This is a genomic window from Streptomyces sp. NPDC101227 (assembly GCF_044767545.1).
GTDB lineage: Bacteria > Actinomycetota > Actinomycetes > Streptomycetales > Streptomycetaceae > Streptomyces.
Window position 1 is genome coordinate 160523 of record NZ_JBIWOD010000017.1, and the last position, 17780, is coordinate 178302.

Genomic DNA, 17780 nt, shown 5'->3' on the forward strand with positions numbered 1-17780 from the left:
TCCCATGCCCGAGCTGGTGTTCTTCTCCGGAACGATGGACTGCGGAAAGAGCACCCTCGCTCTGCAGATCGAGCACAACCGCTCGGCACGCGGGCTCCAGGGGCTGATATTCAGCCGGAACGACCGAGCCGGGCGCGGCAAGCTCTCCTCCCGCCTGGGCCTGGTCACCGAGGCCGTCGAGGCCGCCGATGACATGGACTTCTACGCCCACATAGTCGGCCGGATCTCCTCCGGCGGCCGGGTCGACTACGTCATCGCCGACGAGGCGCAGTTCCTCGCACCCGACCAGGTCGACCAGCTCGCCCGCGTCGTGGACGACCTCGGTCTGGACGTCTTCGCGTTCGGCATCACCACCGACTTCCGCAGCAAGCTCTTCCCCGGCTCCCAGCGGCTGGTCGAACTCGCCGACCGGATAGAGGTGTTGCAGGTCGAGGCGCTGTGCTGGTGCGGAGCCCGCGCCACGCACAATGCGCGTACCGTCGACGGCCGGATGGTCGTGGAGGGCGCGCAGGTCGTCGTCGGCGATGTCGCCGGCCGCGATGCGACGCGTACACAGGCCGAGGTCGGCTACGAGGTGCTGTGCCGGCGCCATCACCGCAGTCGGCAGACCTCCGCCACCGCCCGCGCCGGCGCGCTCTCCCCGGATGTCCTGCCGGTCGACGCGCCCCGCTGAACCGCCCCTGCGCGCGGGCCGTCAGCGCTTCTGGATGATCGTGAACGAGGCGCCTTCGCCGTCGGTGACCGTCGCGAGCCTGCCGTATGCGGAATCCTGCGGCGGCCGCAGTACCCGTCCGCCGAGTTCGTTGACCCGGCGCACCGCGGCGTCGGTGTCCGGGACGGCGAAGTACGTCATCCAGTACGGCCCCCGGTCCCGCGGCAGGGCGTCCCCCACGCCGTGGATCCCCGCCACCGGTTGTCCCTTGATGTGCAGCGTCACGTAGTCGAAGTCGGTCGCGGCCACGGCCTCCGGCTCGAAGCCGAAGACCCGTTCGTAAAACGGCTCGACGACGCGGGTCTCGCGGGTGACCAGTTCGTTCCACACCGGGGTGCCCGGTTCGCCGCTGACCGCGGTGCCCATCATCGACCTGCCCTGCCAGATGCCGAAGATCGCCCCCTCGGGGTCGGAGCCGATCGCCATCCGTCCCGCGTCGTCCGCGTCCAGCGGGCCCACGCCCACCGTGCCGCCGCAGGAACGGATCTGCTCGGCGGTGGCATCCGCGTCATCGCTCGCCAGGTAGGTGGTCCAGGCGACGGGGAGATGACGATCGCCCGGCAGTTCGCCGACCCCGGCCACTTCCCGGCCGTCGAGGTAGGCGCGGGCGTAGGGACCGAAATGCTGCGGCCCCGGGCGGAATTCCCAGCCGAAGAGGGCGCCGTAGAACTCCTGCGTGGCGGACAAGCTGTGTGCCAGGAGGCTCACCCAGCAGGGCGCGCCGGGCATCCGCCGAGTCGCTGCCTCGGTCGTCATCGTCACTTACTCCTCGGAGCATCGGGGTGCTGGCCATGGGGGGTACGGGCGCGGGTCCCGAGCAGATGCTCGCACCCTGTGACCTGCTGTGCGCCCCGGCCGCGCCGTCCTTGGCGCGTTCACGAGGGAGAATGCCCGTTTTGCTGGTTTGCTTCCGATTCGGTGGCGGCGTCAACTTGCGCAACTCCGCCATACGGAGGGTGGGATCCTGCCTTCTCTACGTAGTCATCGCTACGCAAGGATGAGTCCCATGAATGCCATCATCACCGCTACCGAACTCGCGAGCGAGTTGGCGGGGTCCACCGCCCCGGTGCTCCTCGACGTCCGCTATCAGCTCGGCGGCCCGCCCGGCCGCCCGGAGTACGAGGCCGGGCATCTGCCCGGTGCGGTCTATGTCGACCTCGACAGTCAGCTGGCCTCGGCTCCCGGTCCGGCCGGCCGCCATCCGCTTCCCGATCTCGCCGCGTTCGGCGATGCCATGCGTGCGGCCGGCGTCAGTGCGGGCCGTGCCGTGGTCGTCTACGACGGCGGTCAGGGCTGGGCCGCGGCGCGCGCCTGGTGGCTGCTGCGCTGGTCGGGTCATCCCGATGTCCGGGTACTCGACGGCGGCCTCGCGGCCTGGAAGGAGGCCGGCGGGGCCATGAGTGTCGACAAGGTGACTCCGCGAGCCGGTGACTTCACGCCGGCGCCTGGTGCGCTGCCGTTGCTGACCGCGGACGAAGCGGCCGCTCTGGCGCGTCGGGGCGTCCTCCTGGATGCGCGCGCCGCCGAGCGCTATCGGGGTGAGGTGGAGCCCATCGACAAGGTCGCCGGCCACATCCCCGGCGCTGTCTCCGCGCCCACGACCGAGAACGTCGCCGAAGGCGGCACCACCTTCCGCGATGCGTCGGAGCTGGCCAAGCGCTTCGCGTCGCTGGGCGCCACGGAGGACGCCGAGGTCGGTGTCTACTGCGGCTCCGGCGTCTCCGCCGCCCACGAGGTGCTCGCCCTGGCGGTGGCCGGCATCCCCGCCGCGCTGTACGTCGGCTCCTGGAGCGAATGGTCGAACGACCCGTCCCGCCCGGTGGCCACCGGCCCCCAGCCGGGCTGAGCCCCGCCCGGGGCCGTGCGTGCCCCGGCAGCGCGCCGCCCGCCCCTGGGATCCAGGGGCGGGCGGCGCGTCTGTCGTGGGATTACTCCGGCTTCTTGCGCCGGGTGCCGAAGACGATCTCGTCCCAGCTCGGCACCGCGGCCCGACGGCCCGGCCGTACGCCGTCCGCCTCGGCCTGCCGGTCCGTCGTCCCGGTCAGCCGGTCGCGGTGCCCGGCGACCGCCCGCGGCATCAGCACATCGGCGTACGCGGAACCCGCGCCCGCGCTCGCGCTCGCCGCCGGTGCGGCGGGCTCCTCCAGCTCTTCCTCCACCGCCTCCTCGCCCTGCGGCGCCTTGACGGTCTCCGGCACGACCATGTCACCGCGGAAGCTCGGCACGGCCTCCAGCAGGCTGGTCAGCGAGTCCCGCTCGCGTTCACCGACGGCCTCTTCCGCGACCCTGGGGCCGCTCTCCTCGCCGCCGGCCTGCGCCGCACGCTCGGCCCGCTCGCCGCGGTCCGGGGTCTGGCGGTCCAGGGCGCGGTCCAGCGGCCGGTCGCGCGGCAGCCGCGCGATACGCGGTACGAACGGGAAGCTCGGCTCGGGCGTGTCGTCACTCTCGCCGATCAGCGCCCGCGCCTCGTCGTCCACGGCCTGTACGAGCCGCCGCGGCGGGTCGTACGTCCAGCTCGCGGAGTGCGGCTCGGCCGCGACGCGGTAGACCAGCAGCACTTCCCAGGTGCCGTCGTCCCGTCGCCAGGAGTCCCACTGGACGCTGTCCTTGTCGGCGCCGCGCAGCAGCAGCCGCTCCGCGACCGCCTCGCCGAGCTGCGGGCCGGTGTTCTCGCCGGGACGTCGCACGGGTGTCTTACGGGCCCGCTCGGCCATGAACGCACGCTCGGCCAGGACCGGCCCCTCGAAGCGGCGCACCCGGTCAACGGGGATGCCGGCGAGCTGGGCGACCTCCTCAGCGGAGGAACCGGCTCGTATACGCGCCTGGATGTCCCGCGGACGCAGGTGGCTTTCGACCTCGATCTCGATCTGGCCCAGCCGTGCGCGGTCGTTGCGGACCGCGGCGCGCAGCCGCTCGTCGATCGGAAGCGTGTACTCGGTGCTGTCCGCAGCTTTGAGCACCAGCCGTGTGCCGTCGTTGGAGACGGCCACGACACGCAGTTCGGGCATGGGGACCTCCCGGGTGGTGCCTGCCGACGTCACGTGCGTCGCTGCTTCCGCTAGTCGAGTGTGGCCTGCCCGGGTGCAGCCTGCCACAACATTGCCGAGTTACCCGGCGAGTCGAGGCTTGGCCCAGAAACGCCGTTCATGACACGGTTACCAGTTTGCAATGCCCGGTGACCATGTCGCCTGCCCGGTAAACGATCACCCGTGCCGAGCGACGGCGCCTCGGGTCGAGTGCCGCCTTCAGGGCCCCTCCCGTGGATCCGGGCAGCCGGACGGGATCCCGGGCCAGGGCTCGTCACAGTACTCCATTTGGGCCACTGAAGTGGACCGCCGCGCCGCTGAACTTCTGTTGCGGAAACGGAGTTGGGTCGTCTTGTCGATCTCTCGACCGTCGTCACGGGTGGCGAGATTCACAAAATCTCCAGAACTGGAACTATCCACTTCGCCAAAAGGTCACTTCTCCATGCAAGCTGGATCGAAGGGGCTATCAAAGGTAGGAGATGGACGAAGAAACCGAAAACGACAGGAAGCAGAAGAGGAAGCGGATCGACCTGAGCGTCGCCCAGGTCGCCGGCAGCGCACTCGCGGCGGCCATCGCCGCGTATCTCGCGGGCCGGCTCGGCGTCTACGGAACCATCATCGGCGCGGGTCTGGTCAGTGTCGTGGCCACGACCGGCGGCTCGATATTCCAGCATCTGTTCCGGCGCACCGGCGAACAGCTCAAGGAGGCGTCGGTCACCACCAGGCCGAAGCCGCGCCGCTCCGCTTCCTCCCACCCTCGATCCACAACCGGAGCGGCGGCCCGCGCCCAGCGCACGATGGTGCTGCCGACCTTCGACAAACAGGGCGCGCCGGATGACATCACCGCCGTCGCCGCCAAGACTCCCGGTCCCGATACGGACCGCACCCAGCTGCTTCCGCAGGCCGCCCAGGCGTACCGCCGTGACCCCGCAGGCGCGCACCCCGCGCCGCGGTCCGACGAGGCGACGCGGATGCTGTGCCCGGCCGATGCCGCCGGCGGCGGCCGGCCCACCGACAGAACGCAGCTGGTGCCGCGCCTGGACGACCTGAACGCGGCGCCGGGCCACGCGGCTCCCCGCGCGGGCGACGTCACCGCCGTACTGCCCGCGCCCGGCGAGGCCGAGCACGCCGGGCAGCCCGAGGAGATCAGCGCCGCGACCTACGGCACCCGGCTGCGCGGCTGGAAGCGGCCCGCGCTCGGTGCGCTCGCCGTCTTCGTGCTCGCCATGGGCACGGTCACCGCTACGGAGCTGATGACCGGGTCGACGCCGAGCGGTCAGACGGGCACCACGCTGGGCCGTCTCACCGGCGTGGGAGGGGTCCACCACCAGCAGCCCAGCGGCCCCGGAACGCCGGAACCCGACCGCTCCACCGGCCATGGCAGGCACGGCGGCAACACCGGCGAGCCGACCCCGGACCCCAGCGGCTCCGGCGAGACCGGCAGCGGAAACGAGTCCGGCAGCGGAGCGCAGTCCCCGTCGCCGACCCCGTCCGACGGCGGCAAGAGCTCGTCGGATCCCGAGGCGTCCCCGTCCGGCGAGCCGTCCCCGAGCCGCTCCTCCGGTGGCGGCAGCGAGACCGGCGGTGACAGCGGCGCCGGTTCGACCGGCGGCCAGGACCAGGGCGGGCAGTCGGACCCGGACGGCGCCGGGCAGCAGCAGGCTCCGGCGCCGGACGCCTCCTGACCGCCCGGGTCTACGCCCGGAACGGCCGGCGGCCGGTGCCCCCTTGCGGGGTGTCGGCCGCCGGCCGTGGTCGTCAGTCGCCCAGGACCCGCCGCAGGTAGCCGTTGGTGAAGCGGCGCTCCGGATCCAGCCGGTCGCGTAGCGCGGTGAACTCACCGAACCGTGGATAGGCCTCGGCGAGGTAATCGGCGTCGCGGGTGTGCAGCTTCCCCCAGTGCGGCCGGCCGCCGTGCGCGGTCATGATCCGCTCGGCGGCCGCGAAGTACGCCTCGTGCGGCGTACCGCGGTACATGTGCACGGCGATGTAGACGGTGTCCCGGCCGGAGGCGGTCGACAGCGGGATGTCGTCGGCGGGGGCGAGGCGCACCTCCACCGGGAAGCTCACCTTGAAGTCCGAGCGTTCCACCAGCGTCTTGAGCTCGCCCAGCGCCGCGACGGCGGCCTCGCGGGGCAGCGCGTACTCCATCTCCACGAAGCGCACCCGCCGCGGCGAGGTGAACACCTTGTAGGGGATGTCGGTGTACGTACGGGCCGACAGCGCGCGGCTGGAGATCTTGGCGATGCCGGGTATCGCGGCCGGTATGACGCGGCCGACGGCGCAGGCGACCTGGAAGACGCCGTTGGACAGCAGCTCGTCCTCGACCCAGCCGCTGAGCTTTCCGGGCGGCGCGGCCGGGCCCTGGCTGCGGTTGTTGCGCTTGGTGTTGCAGCTGCCGGTGTGCGGGAACCAGTAGAACTCGAAGTGCTCGTTCTCGGCGACGAACTCGTCGAAGCGGTCGGTCACCTCGTCGAAGGGCATCGGCTCCTCGCGGGCGGTCAGCAGGAACTCCGGTTCCACGGCGAAGGTCAGCTCGGTGATCACGCCGAGTGCGCCGAGTCCCAGCCGCGCGACGTCGAAGACCTCGGGGTTCTCCTTGGCGGAGCAGGCAAGGACCGAACCGTCGGCGGTGACCAGTTCGAGGGCGGTGATCTGGGCGGCGAGGGAGGCCGAGTCGCGGCCGGTGCCGTGGGTGCCGGTGCTGGTCGCACCGGAGACCGTCTGCTCCATGATGTCGCCCATGTTGGTCAGCGACAGCCCGTGCGCGGCGAGCGTCTCGTTGAGGCGCTTGAGGGGCGTACCGGCGGCCACGGTGACCGTCCCGGCCTCGCGGTCCACCGCGCGTACGCCGGTCAGCCGGTCGGGGCGGATCAGCAGCCCGTCGGTGGCGGCCGCCGCGGTGAAGGAGTGGCCGGTGCCGGCCGCCTTCACCGTCAGCCCGTCGTCGGCGGCGGCGCGCACGGCGGCCGCCAGTTCCTCGGTGCTTGCCGGGGCCACGCTCCGGGCGGGACGGGCGGTGACATTGCCCGCCCAGTTACGCCACGGTCCACTGGGACCGCGCCCTCCCGAGCCGCCGACGGCGTTGCTGGCTGCCATGGTGACGTCCCCTCCCTCCGCGCGGGCAGGCCGAGTTCGGCCGCCGTTGGTGTCAGCGCATGATGTCAGCCACCGACACGACATCCAGGCGGGGTGACGGGAATCACATGATCAAGGAATTGGCCGGAATCGCCCGGCTCCCGGACATGTCGTACCGCCGGTAACACGACCGCCGGTCGCGGACGGGCCCAGACGGGCGTCGGGCTCGCTGATGGAGCAGAGGGGGAAGTCGGTTTCGCCGATGGTCCAGAGGGGGCGCGGGGATTTCCGACGGTCCAGAGGGGCGGCCCGCGGTACCGACGGTGCAGAGGGGCGCGACGGCGGTTACCTGACCGGCTCGTCGCTCCGCTGCACGGTGGCAGGGCCCGACCCGGCGACCGGGGTGCCCGGCTCCCGTGGCGTCGGCTGCGGGCGCAGCCTGCGGTAGCCGGCGAACGCCACCAGTGCGGCCAGGACACCCGCCGTGCCCGGCACCAGATAGCCGCGGGCCGCCCCGAAGGCGTCCACGACCCAGCCGCCGGCCGCCGAGCCGAGCGCGACGCCCACCGCGAGCCCGGTGCTCGTCCACGTCATGCCCTCGGTCAGCTTCGCCTGCGGCACATGCTCCTCGACCAGCGCCATGGTGGTCACCATCGTCGGCGCGACGGACAGCCCCGCGACGAACAGCGCGAGCGCCAGCAGCGGCAGCGAGCCCACCAGCTGGAGCGGCACCATGCTGACGGCCATCGCGCAGACCCCCACCACCCAGCGCCGGGACGGGTGCCCCTTGAGATGCAGCAGCCCGAAGACCGCGCCCGCCACGCACGACCCGAGGGCATAGACGGCAAGCACCAGGCTGGCGGCGGATTTGTGGCCCACCTCCTCGGCGAAGGCGACGGTCACCACATCGACCGCCCCGAAGATCGCCCCCGTTGCCACAAACGTCAGCACCAGCACCTGCAGCCCCCGCGAACGCAGCGCGGAACCCTTGGTGTGGTGTTCGCGAGGATGCGGCATCGGTTCCGTACGGCGCTGCGCGGTCAGCCAGAAGACGCCGGCCGCCAGGAAGAACGCCGCCAGCAGCGGCCCGGCCTCCGGGAACCAGGCCGTCGACAGCCCGATGGACAGGATCGGGCCGAAGATGAAGCACATCTCGTCGACGATGGACTCCCACGAGTACGCGGTGTGCAGCTCCCGCGGCGAGCCCCGGTAGATCTCCGCCCAGCGCGCCCGGACCATCGAGCCCACGCTCGGCACGCACCCCACGCACGCCGCGAAGACGAACAGCGTCCAGTCCGCCCAGCGCTGCTGCGCGCTCAGCAGCAGACCGGCGACCGCGACGAGGGCGAAGAGGGTGGCCGGGCGCAGCACCCGCCGCTGGCCGTGCCGGTCCACCAGCCGGGATATCTGCGGGCCGATGGCGGCGGCCGACAGCGCGATCGTCGCGGACAGCATCCCGGCCAGGCCGTAGCGCCCGGTCAGCTGGGAAATCATCGTGACGATGCCGATGCCCATCATCGACAGCGTCATCCGGCCCAGCAGCCCGGCGGCGGAGAAGGACTTCGTGCCGGGGCGGCCGAATATGGCGCGGTAGGGACTGGGCAACGGGGTGCTCCGCCAGGTGAGGACCGAGATTCGCTGAGGAATACAGCCGGTAAGGAACGACTAGGGCCGATACAGCTTACGGGTGCACGCGCGCCGGCCACCTCCGGATTTTCCGCCACCGTCCACCAGGCGCGCAGGGGGTCCCGCCCGCCGCGGCACGGCGAAGGTGGCAGGATCGACGACATGCCCGAACAGTGCGACCCCCGCCCTTACGACGCCCTGCTGTTGCTGTCCTTCGGTGGTCCCGAAGGCCCCGACGACGTGGTCCCGTTCCTGGAGAACGTCACCCGCGGCCGCGGCATCCCCCGTGAGCGCCTCAAAGAGGTCGGTCAGCACTATTTCCTGTTCGGCGGCGTCAGCCCGATCAATGCCCAGAACCGCGAGCTGCTCGACGCGCTCCGCAAGGACTTCGCCGAACACGGCCTGGACCTGCCGGTCTACTGGGGCAACCGCAACTGGGCGCCCTATCTGACCGACACCCTGCGCACGATGGTCACCGACGGCCATCGCCGTATCGCCGTCCTGGCGACCAGCGCCTATGCCTCGTACTCCGGTTGCCGGCAGTACCGCGAGAACCTCGCCGACGCGCTCGCCGCCCTCCAGGCCGAGGGCCTGCCCGTGCCGGCGATCGACAAGCTGCGGCACTACTTCAACCACCCCGGCTTCGTCCGCCCGATGATCGACGGCGTACTGGCCTCGCTCGCCGGGCTGCCCCAGGAAGTACGCCAGGGCGCACACCTCGCCTTCACCACGCACTCCATCCCCACGGCCGCCGCCGATGCCTCCGGTACGCCCGCGGAGCACACCCAGGACGGCGAGGGCGGCGCCTATGTCGCCCAGCACCTGGACGTCGCCCGCGAGATCGCCGCCGCCGTGCACGCGGAGACCGGTGTGCAGCACCCCTGGCGGCTCGTCTACCAGTCCCGCAGCGGCGCCCCGCACATCCCCTGGCTGGAGCCGGACATCTGCGACCACCTGGAGACGGTGCACGCCGAGGGTGCCTCCGCCGTCGTCATGGCCCCCATCGGGTTCGTCTCGGACCACATGGAGGTCAAGTACGACCTCGACACCGAGGCCACCGCCAAGGCCGCCGAGCTGGGGCTGCCGGTCGCCAGGTCGGCCACCGTCGGCGCCGACCCGCGGTTCGCCGCGGCCGTCCGCGACCTCCTCCTGGAGCGGGCGGCCACCGAGCGTGGCCGCTCCCCGGAGCGCTGCGCCCTGGGCGCCCTCGGCGCCTCCCACGACCTGTGCCCGGTTGGCTGCTGCCCCGCCCGTGCGCCCCGCCCGGCCGCCGCCGGCGCGGACTGGCAGGGCCCCGTCACGCAGGCCCCGGCGTAAGCCCGTACGCGCTGCCCGTACGCGCCCCCCCGTACGCCCCCGACCACTGCTCGTCCGAGCAAGGAGCAACGTGCCCGACCCGCTGCACTCCCACCCGACGCCCGCCGATGACGCCGGCGAGACCGCCGAGACGGCCGCCCTGCACGACGAACTCCTCGAGCTGGCCCTGGAGGCCGCCCGCCGCGCCGGGGCGCTGCTGCGCGACGGCCGGCCCGCCGACCTGGGTGTCGCCGCCACCAAGTCCAGCCCCATCGACGTCGTCACCGAGATGGACCTCGCCTCCGAGAAGCTGATCACCACCTTCCTCGCCGAGCGCCGCCCCGACGACGGGTTCCTGGGGGAGGAGGGCGCCAGCGTCGACGGCACCAGTGGCGTCCGCTGGGTCATCGACCCCGTCGACGGCACCGTCAACTACCTCTACGACCTGCCCTCCTGGGCGGTGTCCATCGCCGCCGAGAAGGACGGGGAGACCGTCGTCGGCGTCGTCGCCGCCCCGATGCGCGGCGAGACCTTCCAGGCCGTACGGGGGCGCGGCGCGTTCAAGAACGGTGAGCGCATCCGCCACCGGCCCGCGCCGCCGCTCTCCCAGGCGCTGGTCGGCACCGGCTTCGGCTATCTCACCGAGCGCAGGGCCGCCCAGGCGGAGGTGGTGCGCACCCTGCTGCCGCAGGTCCGCGACATCCGGCGCGGGGGATCGGCCGCGATCGACCTGTGCGATGCGGCCTGCGGACGGCTGGATGCCTACTACGAGCGCGGCCTGAACCCCTGGGACCTGGCGGCCGGCGTGCTGATCGCCGAGGAGGCCGGCCTGCTCACCGGCGGCCGTCCGGGCCGGGCCCCCTCCGGCGAGCTGGCCGTGACCGCCTCCCCGGCCCTGTTCGGGCAGCTGCAGCCCCTCCTGGACGAGCTCGGCGCCTGGCACGACTGAGCCCCGCCGACGGGCTCACCGACGCACGAAAGCGCCCCGGCACCAGCCCTGCGGTGCCGGGGCGCTCCCGTCGTGAACGGCCGGAAGGTCAGGCGGTGCTGACCGCGCCGACCTTCACGCCATGCTCGGTGGCCAGACGCTGCAGGTCCTCAAGCTCTGCCTGCTCGACCTCGGCGAGGAAGTCGTCGCCCGACGCACGGGCACGGTCCAGATCGGCTTCGGTGTTCTTTATGCGCTGCAGAATGCCTGCGGTGAACGCGTCCATGGTGCGCCCCCTCGTCGTGGGTCGGTGGCACAGGGGTGTGCCGACGGTGGGTCGATCACGGCGTGGTCCCTGCGGTGGATCAGCCGTCAAATGACGCCAACAGGGCGTGATCGCGGGTGTGCAGACGTCCTCCCCACCCCAAACCTCACGGAAACCTCAACCCGTCCAGGAATCTGGCCATCCGGCATCCGGCGCCCGCCCTGAACCCCTCCGCCCCCCTCTTACCGCCGGTTTATGGCTCTTCGGGGCAGGATGGAAGGGCTCTGAGTGATGTTGTGCCCTGCCCAAGCGGGCCCTGAGGAAGGACTAGCGACGTGCGTGTACTCGTCGTCGAGGACGAGCAGCTGCTCGCCGATGCTGTGGCCACCGGACTACGCCGGGAGGCCATGGCCGTCGACGTGGTCTACGACGGCGCTGCCGCCCTGGAGCGGATCGCGATCAACGACTACGACGTCGTTGTCCTCGACCGCGACCTGCCGCTGGTGCACGGCGACGACGTCTGCCGCAAGATCGTCGAGCTGGGCATGCCCACCCGGGTCCTGATGCTCACCGCCTCCGGTGACGTCAGCGACCGCGTGGAGGGCCTGGAGATCGGCGCGGACGACTACCTTCCCAAGCCCTTCGCGTTCACCGAGCTGACCGCCCGGGTGCGCGCTCTGGGACGCCGTACGACCGTCGCTCTGCCGCCCGTCCTGGAGCGGGCCGGCATCAAGCTGGACCCCAACCGCCGGGAGGTCTTCCGCGACGGCAAGGAGGTCCAGCTCGCGCCGAAGGAGTTCGCGGTGCTGGAGGTGCTGATGCGCAGCGAGGGCACGGTCGTCTCGGCCGAGCAGCTCCTGGAGAAGGCCTGGGACGAGAACACCGACCCGTTCACCAACGTCGTCCGGGTCACGGTCATGACGCTGCGCCGCAAGCTGGGCGAGCCGGCCGTCATCGTCACCGTCCCCGGTTCGGGATACCGGATCTGACCGGCGATGCCTTCCCTGCCTTCGTTCTCCAAGGCGCACACGCCGCCCCCCGCCACCCCGCCCAAGCCCACCTGGGACCCCCGGCCGCCGACCAGCATCCGGCCGTTCCCCTGGCTGCGGCCCACGATCCGGATACGGCTGACGCTGCTGTACGGCGGCATGTTCCTGATGGCCGGCATCGTGCTGCTGACGATCATCTACATGCTGGCCGCCGACGCGCTGAGCATGGGAAACCAGCTCCCCTTCAAGATCGTGGGCGCGAAGGAGCTGACGATCGAAAGCGCCAGCTGCCGCGGGCTGTCCTCCCCCGTCATTGCCGTGGATCAGCTCAACAGCGCGGTCGCCGGGTGTCTTCAGCACCAGCGTGCGGGGGCCCTCAACACCCTCCTCAACCGCTCCCTCCTCGCCCTGCTCGGCCTGACCCTCGTCGCCTTCGCCTTCGGCTACGCCATGGCAGGCCGGGTGCTCTCCCCGCTGGGCCGCATCACGCGCACCGCCCAGCGGGTGGCGGGTTCCGATCTACACCGGCGGATCGAGCTGGGCGGGCCCGACGACGAGCTGAAGGAGCTCGCCGACACCTTCGACGAGATGCTGGACCGCCTGGACCGGGCCTTCGAGTCGCAGCGTCGCTTCGTCTCCAATGCCTCGCACGAGTTGCGTACCCCTCTGGCGATCAACCGCACCTTGCTGGAGGTCCAGCTCGCCGACCCGGACGCGTCCCCCGAGCTCGCGCAGCTCGGCAAGACGCTGCTGGCGACCAACGAGCGCAGCGAGCAGCTGGTGGAGGGACTCTTGCTGCTCGCCCGCAGCGAGAACAGGGTCGTCGACAAGAAGCCCGTCGATCTCTCCGAGGTCGCCGCCCAGGCCGTCGACCAGACCCGCGAGGAGGCGCACTCGAAGGGCGTGGAGCTGCGCGGCGTCCGCCAGCAGGTCTTCGTCCAGGGCAACGGCGTCCTGCTGGAGCGGATCGCGCTGAACCTCGTCCAGAACGCCGTGCGCTACAACGTCCCCGAGGACGGATGGGTCGAGGTCGGTACGGAGCCGCAGCCCGGCTGCGCGGTCATGGTGGTCTCCAACACCGGGCCGGTCGTCCCGGCCTATGAGATCGAGAACCTCTTCGAGCCGTTCCGGCGGCTGCGCACCGAGCGCACCGGCAGCGACAAGGGCGTGGGCCTGGGCCTGTCCATCGTGCGCTCGGTGGTGCGTGCCCACGACGGCAGCATCACGGCCGAGCCGCGCGAGGGCGGCGGGCTGGTGGTGCGGGTCGTCCTGCCGCTCTGAGCCCGCCGGGCGCCGGGCGATCGTCGCGTGGCGCCCGGCGGGGCCGTGCGCGGGGCTGTGCGGCCGCTGGAGGCGTCGCGCGGGCTCTCCGACGGTTTCGGACATGCGTGCGCATGATCGCCCGCCGGACGGCCGTACACCGCCTCGCCTCCCGGTTTGACGAGAAGGCCGGTCACCATGGATCCTTCGCCCCGAGTTCGCTTTGCGCGGAATTCGGCCGGTCCTTCCGGCGCCCGGGGCGTGTGTGATCCCTCACAAGCGCGAATTTCCGGCCATCTACAGTGAGTGATCAAAATACCTGGTAGAAAGCCGGGAAAATCCGGGTTTCCCGGGGGCCTGATCACGGGAAGTACACGTGATGGGCTGCGCGAGGTGCGACTTTCGGACCGTGTACGGTCCTGATCGCCATCCAAACCGATCACCTCTTCAGGGGTGCGGTTGGGTGTCGATTGAGTAACAGACCTTGATGTGAGGCAAAATCTCCGCCTCAGGTCGGGCACAAGTCCGGCCTCTCACGCGTTACGAGCGCTGAGACACCGCAGACACCCAGAGGGGGAGAGCGAAAATGGCTACGGATTACGACACCCCACGCAAGACCGATGACGACCTCAATGAGGACAGCATCGAAGAACTGAAGTCGCGGCGGAACGACAAGTCCGCCTCGGCCGTCGACGTCGACGAGTTCGAGCAGGCCGAGGGCCTGGAACTGCCCGGCGCGGACCTGTCCAACGAAGAGCTTGCGGTGCGCGTGCTGCCCAAGCAGCAGGACGAGTTCACGTGCATGAGCTGCTTCCTGGTCCACCACCGCAGTCAGCTGGCCGCGGAGGACAAGAACGGCAACCCGATCTGCCGCGACTGCGCGGCCTGAGAACGGCCGACGCCGTGCCAGGCGTGAACCCGTTCCGTAAGGGACCAAGGGGCGAGAAAGGTCCGGCGGCCGGCGCACGATCACGCGAAGAAAACGCGCCCGTGCCCGCCGACCCGACCGCCCTGCCCGCGGAGCGGACGACCGGCACACCGCAGTGGGGGCACCGCCCGCTCGGGCGAAGCCGAGAGCGGGGGAGAGGCCGCACGGCCTCGCTCGGGGCCACGGCCGTCCGCGGTGCCCGGACCGGCCGCGCCGGCGCGCGGGCGAGAGTCGCGGCCATCGCCGACCGGATCGTCGACACCGCCCCGCGCATCCCGGTCCGCGACCTTGCCACCTTGCGCGCGCAGTTTCCCGGCCTGACCCCCGAGGAGCTGGCGGACAAGCTGGTCGCGGGTGCCTGCAAGGGCACCGCCACCGTCGGCGCGGGCGTGGGCGCGGCGGCGATGCTGCCCGCACCGCCCGCCATGCTGTACGAGCTGACCGCCGAGATCGTCGGCGTCGCCTCCGTGGAGATCAAGCTGATCGCCGAGCTCCACGAGGTCTACGGCCTGCGGCCCCCGGGGAACCGCAGACAGCGCGCGATGGCCATGCTGACCTCCTGGACGGAGGAGCGGGGCATCGAGATCACCAAGCCCGCGACCCTGAACATCGCGCTGGGCGCGCAGATGCGGCGCGAACTGCGTCAGCAGGTCATGAAGCGCACCCTGCGCAACCTTCCCAACCTCACGCCGTTCCTGGTGGGCGCCGCCGTGGGCGCGTTCATGAACCGCCGCGACACGGGACGGCTGGCCCACAAGATCCGCAAGGACCTGCGCGCCGCCCAGGTCCCCTGGGACGCCCTTCCGGGCCCCCTACGGGCCTGACGGCCCCTTGGGCGCCGACCGCCGCGCCGTCAGGCGCGTACGGCCGCCAGCGCCGCCACCAGGCGCTCCGGCTCGCGCGTCGAGAGATATGCGTACGGCGTCGGGTCCCCGGGATCGGTGATCTCCACCCGCACCGCGGTACGGATATAGCCGCGCAGCAGCATGAAGGCCCGCGCATCGGCCTTGTGCGTGCGCCAGGCCAGCGCCTCGTCCGCGTCCAGCGCCCGCGCCTCGCCCAGCGCCGCCACCGGGATCTTCGCGTCACCCGCGATCAGCGAGTCGCCGACCACCCGGATCCGCGCCGAGCCGTACGAGCTCACCGCCACCGCCGAGAGCGCCGCGCCGCCGATCAGCCCGCCGAGCATCGGCAGCGTTCCCAGCGGGAGCAGCATCAGGGCGCAGGCGACGCCGATCAGCGCGGCGATCACCCACCAGGACCGGGGCGCGGTGAGGCGTTCTTCGTACGACTGCATGGCTCCAGCTTGGCACGGCGGCGCGGGCCCGTTACGCGCGCGGGTAGGGTCTGCACTCGTGAGTGGAACTGACGAACCCAGGGGGCGGCTGACGCCACCGAAGGACGCCGTCGCTCCGGTGCGGCATCCGGAGGCGCCGGCACCCGGCGAACTCCTCGGCGCGCACTACGACCGGTGCTTCGGCTGCGGTACGGGTCAGCCGCACGGCCTGCACCTGGAGGCGCGGGCCGGCGACGGTGTGAGCGTACGGGCCGAGTTCACCGTCAAGGAGGCCCACCAGGGCGCCCCGGGCCTCGCGCACGGCGGAGTGCTGGCCACCGCGCTGGACGAGACGCTCGGCTCGCTGAACTGGCTGCTGCGGGTGATCGCGGTGACCGGCCGGCTGGAGACGGACTTCCTGCTGCCGGTGCCGCTGGACACCGTGCTGCACCTGGACGCGCGGGTCACCGCGGTGCACGGCCGGAAGATCTACTCGAGTGCCGTGGGCCGGATAGGCGGGCCCGAAGGCCCGGTCGCGGTGCGCGCGGAGGCCGTGTTCATCGAGGTCAAGGTCGATCACTTCATCGACAACGGACGGACCGAGGAGATCCAGGCGGCGATGGCCGACCCGGACCAGGTCAAGCGAGCGCGTGCCTTCGAGGTGAACCCGTGAGTCAGGTACGGAATCCGGTGGATGTGCTGCTGCGGCGGCTGGATCCGGAGGTGCCCGTTCCGTCGTACGGGCATCCCGGTGACGCGGGTGTGGATCTGGTGACCACCGCGGCCGCCGAGCTGGCGCCGGGGGAGCGCGCCGTGCTGCCCACCGGGGTGTCGATCGCACTGCCCGATGGGTATGCGGCATTTGTGCACCCCCGCTCGGGTCTCGCCGCCCGGTGCGGCCTGGCGTTGGTGAATGCTCCCGGGACGGTCGATGCCGGGTACCGTGGGGAGATCAAGGTGATCGTGGTCAATCTGGACCCGCGCGAGAGTGTGCGGTTCGAGAGGTTCGACCGGATCGCCCAACTGGTCGTCCAGCAGGTCGAGAAGGTGCGCTTCCACGAGGTGGCGGAACTTCCCGGCTCGGCGCGGGCCGAGGGGGGATTTGGTTCCACCGGCGGTCATGCGGCGGTGGGTGGCTCCACGGGCGGGAATGGATACGCGTCGGTCGGTGCCGACCGGGAAGGATAGTGACGTGTTCGGACGTCGCAAGAAGAACGAGGCTCACGAGGAGCCGACGCAGGACACCGCGCTCGCCGAGGAGGCAGCGGTGAGCGACGCCGACGAGGACGAGGCGAGCGAGCAGCGGCTCAACCTCCCGCCCGCGCCGCGGCCCGACGGCCCCTGGGACTCGTCGGAGGTCAAGGAGCCCGGCGAGGGCCGGGTGGACCTCGGCGGTCTGTTCGTGCCCGGTGTCGAGGGCATGGAGCTGCGGGTGGAGGTCGCCGGGGACGCGATCGTCGCCGCGACCGTGGTGCTGCAGGACAGCGCCGTACAGCTGCAGGCCTTCGCCGCCCCCAGGAACGAAGGCATCTGGGGCGAGGTCCGCGAGGAGATCGCCTCCGGCATCACCCAGCAGGGCGGCGCCATCGACGAGGTCGAGGGCCCGTTGGGCTGGGAGCTGCGCGCGCAGGTCCCCGTACAGCTGCCGGACGGGACGAACGGCGTGCAGGTCGTGCGCTTCGTCGGCATCGACGGCCCCAGGTGGTTCCTGCGCGGTGTGATCTCCGGGCAGGGCGCGGTGCAGCCGCAGGCCGCCGGGGTGCTGGAGCACATCTTCCGGGACACCGTGATCGTCCGTGGCGAGGCCCCGATGGCGCCGCGCGACCCGATCGTCCTGAAGCTGCCGGACGACGCCCAGATGGTGCCGGACGGTGTGCAGCAGGACGCGGCCGGAGGCTCGCGCTTCGGCGGCGGCGTGGACCGCCTGGAGCGCGGTCCGGAGATCACCGAGATCCGCTGACACATCCCCGGACCGGCCGGCGCGCGGATGCGCCCAGGTCGGCCGGATCGCGAGGGTCGTGAGGGCCCGTATCCCCGTTGAGGGGGTGCGGGCCCTTGGTGTTTGTGCAGGTCAGGTCGGCACGCGTATGGAATTCGTCAACGGAGCGCTAATGGCCGTAAGGGAGGCGTCAATGGCGGTCATATGACGTCGGAAGGGCGCTTTGCTTTGGGGGTCCTCATCCCCCGTCCCTCTAGGAGCACACGATGGCCGACGTGGCCTTCGTCGTTGTCACGGTCGCGGTCTTCGCGCTGGTGGCCCTCGTCGCCAAGGGGGTGGCGAAGCTGTGACCATCGAGAACATCGTCGGCCTCATCGTTGCCGTCGCCCTGCTCGGTTACCTGGTCCTCGCCCTCGTCTTCCCGGAGAGGTTCTAAGGTGACGACTGCTGCTGCCGC

The 17780-nt window shown here is 71.5% G+C and carries 19 protein-coding genes; 13 read left to right on the forward strand and 6 right to left on the reverse strand.

Going from position 1 to position 17780, the window contains the following annotated elements:
* The first annotated feature begins 4 nt into the window (after positions 1-4).
* Positions 5-673: a thymidine kinase gene (locus tag ACIRPT_RS31885; protein ID WP_403833425.1), complete on the forward strand. Its 669-nt coding sequence runs from the start codon at positions 5-7 to the stop codon at positions 671-673.
* Positions 674-694: 21 nt separating this feature from the next.
* Here ACIRPT_RS31885 and ACIRPT_RS31890 read toward each other — a convergent pair whose 3' ends face one another.
* Positions 695-1468 carry a VOC family protein gene (locus ACIRPT_RS31890; protein ID WP_403833428.1) on the reverse strand — a complete coding sequence of 258 codons (774 nt, stop codon included), beginning with the start codon at positions 1466-1468 and terminating at the stop codon, positions 695-697.
* Between the two features lie 250 nt (positions 1469-1718).
* Between ACIRPT_RS31890 and ACIRPT_RS31895 the strand changes: the two genes are divergently transcribed.
* Positions 1719-2558, forward strand: a complete 840-nt coding sequence (locus ACIRPT_RS31895; protein WP_403833431.1) for a sulfurtransferase — start codon at positions 1719-1721, stop codon at positions 2556-2558.
* An 82-nt stretch (positions 2559-2640) separates the two neighbouring features.
* On the opposite strand, the gene sepH is transcribed toward ACIRPT_RS31895, so the two are convergent.
* A complete protein-coding gene (sepH, locus tag ACIRPT_RS31900) occupies positions 2641-3720 on the reverse strand; it encodes a septation protein SepH (protein WP_403833434.1) in 1080 nt (359 codons plus the stop codon).
* 497 nt (positions 3721-4217) lie between these two features.
* Here sepH and ACIRPT_RS31905 point away from each other — a divergent pair, with 497 nt between their 5' ends.
* Positions 4218-5423: a hypothetical protein gene (locus ACIRPT_RS31905; RefSeq protein WP_403833436.1), complete on the forward strand. Its 1206-nt coding sequence runs from the start codon at positions 4218-4220 to the stop codon at positions 5421-5423.
* A gap of 73 nt (positions 5424-5496) precedes the next feature.
* On the opposite strand, the gene ACIRPT_RS31910 is transcribed toward ACIRPT_RS31905, so the two are convergent.
* Together ACIRPT_RS31910 and ACIRPT_RS31915 are read right to left on the reverse strand one after the other, a co-directional pair.
* Entirely contained in the window at positions 5497-6837 is a 1341-nt protein-coding gene (locus ACIRPT_RS31910) for a D-arabinono-1,4-lactone oxidase (protein ID WP_403833439.1), read from the reverse strand.
* Positions 6838-7161: 324 nt separating this feature from the next.
* Positions 7162-8421: an MFS transporter gene (locus tag ACIRPT_RS31915; RefSeq protein WP_403833441.1), complete on the reverse strand. Its 1260-nt coding sequence runs from the start codon at positions 8419-8421 to the stop codon at positions 7162-7164.
* Between the two features lie 183 nt (positions 8422-8604).
* Between ACIRPT_RS31915 and ACIRPT_RS31920 the strand changes: the two genes are divergently transcribed.
* Positions 8605-9759: a ferrochelatase gene (locus tag ACIRPT_RS31920; RefSeq protein WP_403833444.1), complete on the forward strand. Its 1155-nt coding sequence runs from the start codon at positions 8605-8607 to the stop codon at positions 9757-9759.
* Between the two features lie 70 nt (positions 9760-9829).
* Entirely contained in the window at positions 9830-10687 is an 858-nt protein-coding gene (locus ACIRPT_RS31925) for an inositol monophosphatase family protein (protein ID WP_403833446.1), read from the forward strand.
* An 88-nt stretch (positions 10688-10775) separates the two neighbouring features.
* Here the strand turns inward: ACIRPT_RS31925 and ACIRPT_RS31930 are convergent, their stop codons facing one another.
* Complete coding sequence (locus ACIRPT_RS31930; protein ID WP_403511478.1) at positions 10776-10952, reverse strand: hypothetical protein; 177 nt, start codon at positions 10950-10952, stop codon at positions 10776-10778.
* Positions 10953-11266: 314 nt separating this feature from the next.
* Here ACIRPT_RS31930 and ACIRPT_RS31935 point away from each other — a divergent pair, with 314 nt between their 5' ends.
* From ACIRPT_RS31935 to ACIRPT_RS31950, 4 genes are all read left to right on the forward strand, one after another.
* On the forward strand, positions 11267-11920 hold the full coding sequence (locus ACIRPT_RS31935; RefSeq protein ID WP_403833448.1) for a response regulator transcription factor: 654 nt from the start codon (positions 11267-11269) through the stop codon (positions 11918-11920).
* Between the two features lie 6 nt (positions 11921-11926).
* Complete coding sequence (locus ACIRPT_RS31940) at positions 11927-13201, forward strand: sensor histidine kinase (RefSeq protein WP_403833451.1); 1275 nt, start codon at positions 11927-11929, stop codon at positions 13199-13201.
* Between the two features lie 565 nt (positions 13202-13766).
* On the forward strand, positions 13767-14069 hold the full coding sequence (locus ACIRPT_RS31945; protein ID WP_016575747.1) for a DUF4193 domain-containing protein: 303 nt from the start codon (positions 13767-13769) through the stop codon (positions 14067-14069).
* A 101-nt stretch (positions 14070-14170) separates the two neighbouring features.
* The gene (locus ACIRPT_RS31950) at positions 14171-14932 is read left to right on the forward strand and encodes a hypothetical protein (RefSeq protein ID WP_403833454.1); all 762 of its coding nucleotides are present in this window, start codon (positions 14171-14173) and stop codon (positions 14930-14932) included.
* Positions 14933-14961: 29 nt separating this feature from the next.
* On the opposite strand, the gene ACIRPT_RS31955 is transcribed toward ACIRPT_RS31950, so the two are convergent.
* Entirely contained in the window at positions 14962-15405 is a 444-nt protein-coding gene (locus tag ACIRPT_RS31955; RefSeq protein WP_403511466.1) for a DUF3093 domain-containing protein, read from the reverse strand.
* A 58-nt stretch (positions 15406-15463) separates the two neighbouring features.
* Here ACIRPT_RS31955 and ACIRPT_RS31960 point away from each other — a divergent pair, with 58 nt between their 5' ends.
* The 4 genes from ACIRPT_RS31960 to kdpF all read left to right on the forward strand — a co-directional run bounded on the left by ACIRPT_RS31960 (position 15464) and on the right by kdpF (position 17759).
* Complete coding sequence (locus ACIRPT_RS31960; RefSeq protein WP_403511463.1) at positions 15464-16057, forward strand: PaaI family thioesterase; 594 nt, start codon at positions 15464-15466, stop codon at positions 16055-16057.
* On the forward strand, positions 16054-16572 hold the full coding sequence (gene dut / locus ACIRPT_RS31965) for a dUTP diphosphatase (protein WP_403833457.1): 519 nt from the start codon (positions 16054-16056) through the stop codon (positions 16570-16572). Before ACIRPT_RS31960 ends, dut begins: the two co-directional genes overlap by 4 nt.
* A gap of 4 nt (positions 16573-16576) precedes the next feature.
* A complete protein-coding gene (locus ACIRPT_RS31970) occupies positions 16577-17344 on the forward strand; it encodes a DUF3710 domain-containing protein (RefSeq protein ID WP_403833459.1) in 768 nt (255 codons plus the stop codon).
* Positions 17345-17669: 325 nt separating this feature from the next.
* The gene (gene kdpF, locus ACIRPT_RS31975; protein ID WP_016575741.1) at positions 17670-17759 is read left to right on the forward strand and encodes a K(+)-transporting ATPase subunit F; all 90 of its coding nucleotides are present in this window, start codon (positions 17670-17672) and stop codon (positions 17757-17759) included.
* Positions 17760-17780: the final 21 nt, after the last annotated feature.

Excerpts from the sequence above, each read along its gene's own strand:
- ACIRPT_RS31895 (WP_403833431.1), top strand. The coding sequence starts at position 1,719 with ATGAATGCCATCATCACCGCTACCGAACTCGCGAGCGAGTTGGCGGGG.
- ACIRPT_RS31930 (WP_403511478.1), bottom strand. The coding sequence starts at position 10,952 with ATGGACGCGTTCACCGCAGGCATTCTGCAGCGCATAAAGAACACCGAA.
- sepH (WP_403833434.1), bottom strand. The coding sequence starts at position 3,720 with ATGCCCGAACTGCGTGTCGTGGCCGTCTCCAACGACGGCACACGGCTG.
- ACIRPT_RS31885 (WP_403833425.1), top strand. The coding sequence starts at position 5 with ATGCCCGAGCTGGTGTTCTTCTCCGGAACGATGGACTGCGGAAAGAGC.
- ACIRPT_RS31905 (WP_403833436.1), top strand. The coding sequence starts at position 4,218 with ATGGACGAAGAAACCGAAAACGACAGGAAGCAGAAGAGGAAGCGGATC.
- ACIRPT_RS31920 (WP_403833444.1), top strand. The coding sequence starts at position 8,605 with ATGCCCGAACAGTGCGACCCCCGCCCTTACGACGCCCTGCTGTTGCTG.
- ACIRPT_RS31955 (WP_403511466.1), bottom strand. The coding sequence starts at position 15,405 with ATGCAGTCGTACGAAGAACGCCTCACCGCGCCCCGGTCCTGGTGGGTG.
- ACIRPT_RS31890 (WP_403833428.1), bottom strand. The coding sequence starts at position 1,468 with ATGACGACCGAGGCAGCGACTCGGCGGATGCCCGGCGCGCCCTGCTGG.
- ACIRPT_RS31945 (WP_016575747.1), top strand. The coding sequence starts at position 13,767 with ATGGCTACGGATTACGACACCCCACGCAAGACCGATGACGACCTCAAT.
- ACIRPT_RS31910 (WP_403833439.1), bottom strand. The coding sequence starts at position 6,837 with ATGGCAGCCAGCAACGCCGTCGGCGGCTCGGGAGGGCGCGGTCCCAGT.
- ACIRPT_RS31940 (WP_403833451.1), top strand. The coding sequence starts at position 11,927 with ATGCCTTCCCTGCCTTCGTTCTCCAAGGCGCACACGCCGCCCCCCGCC.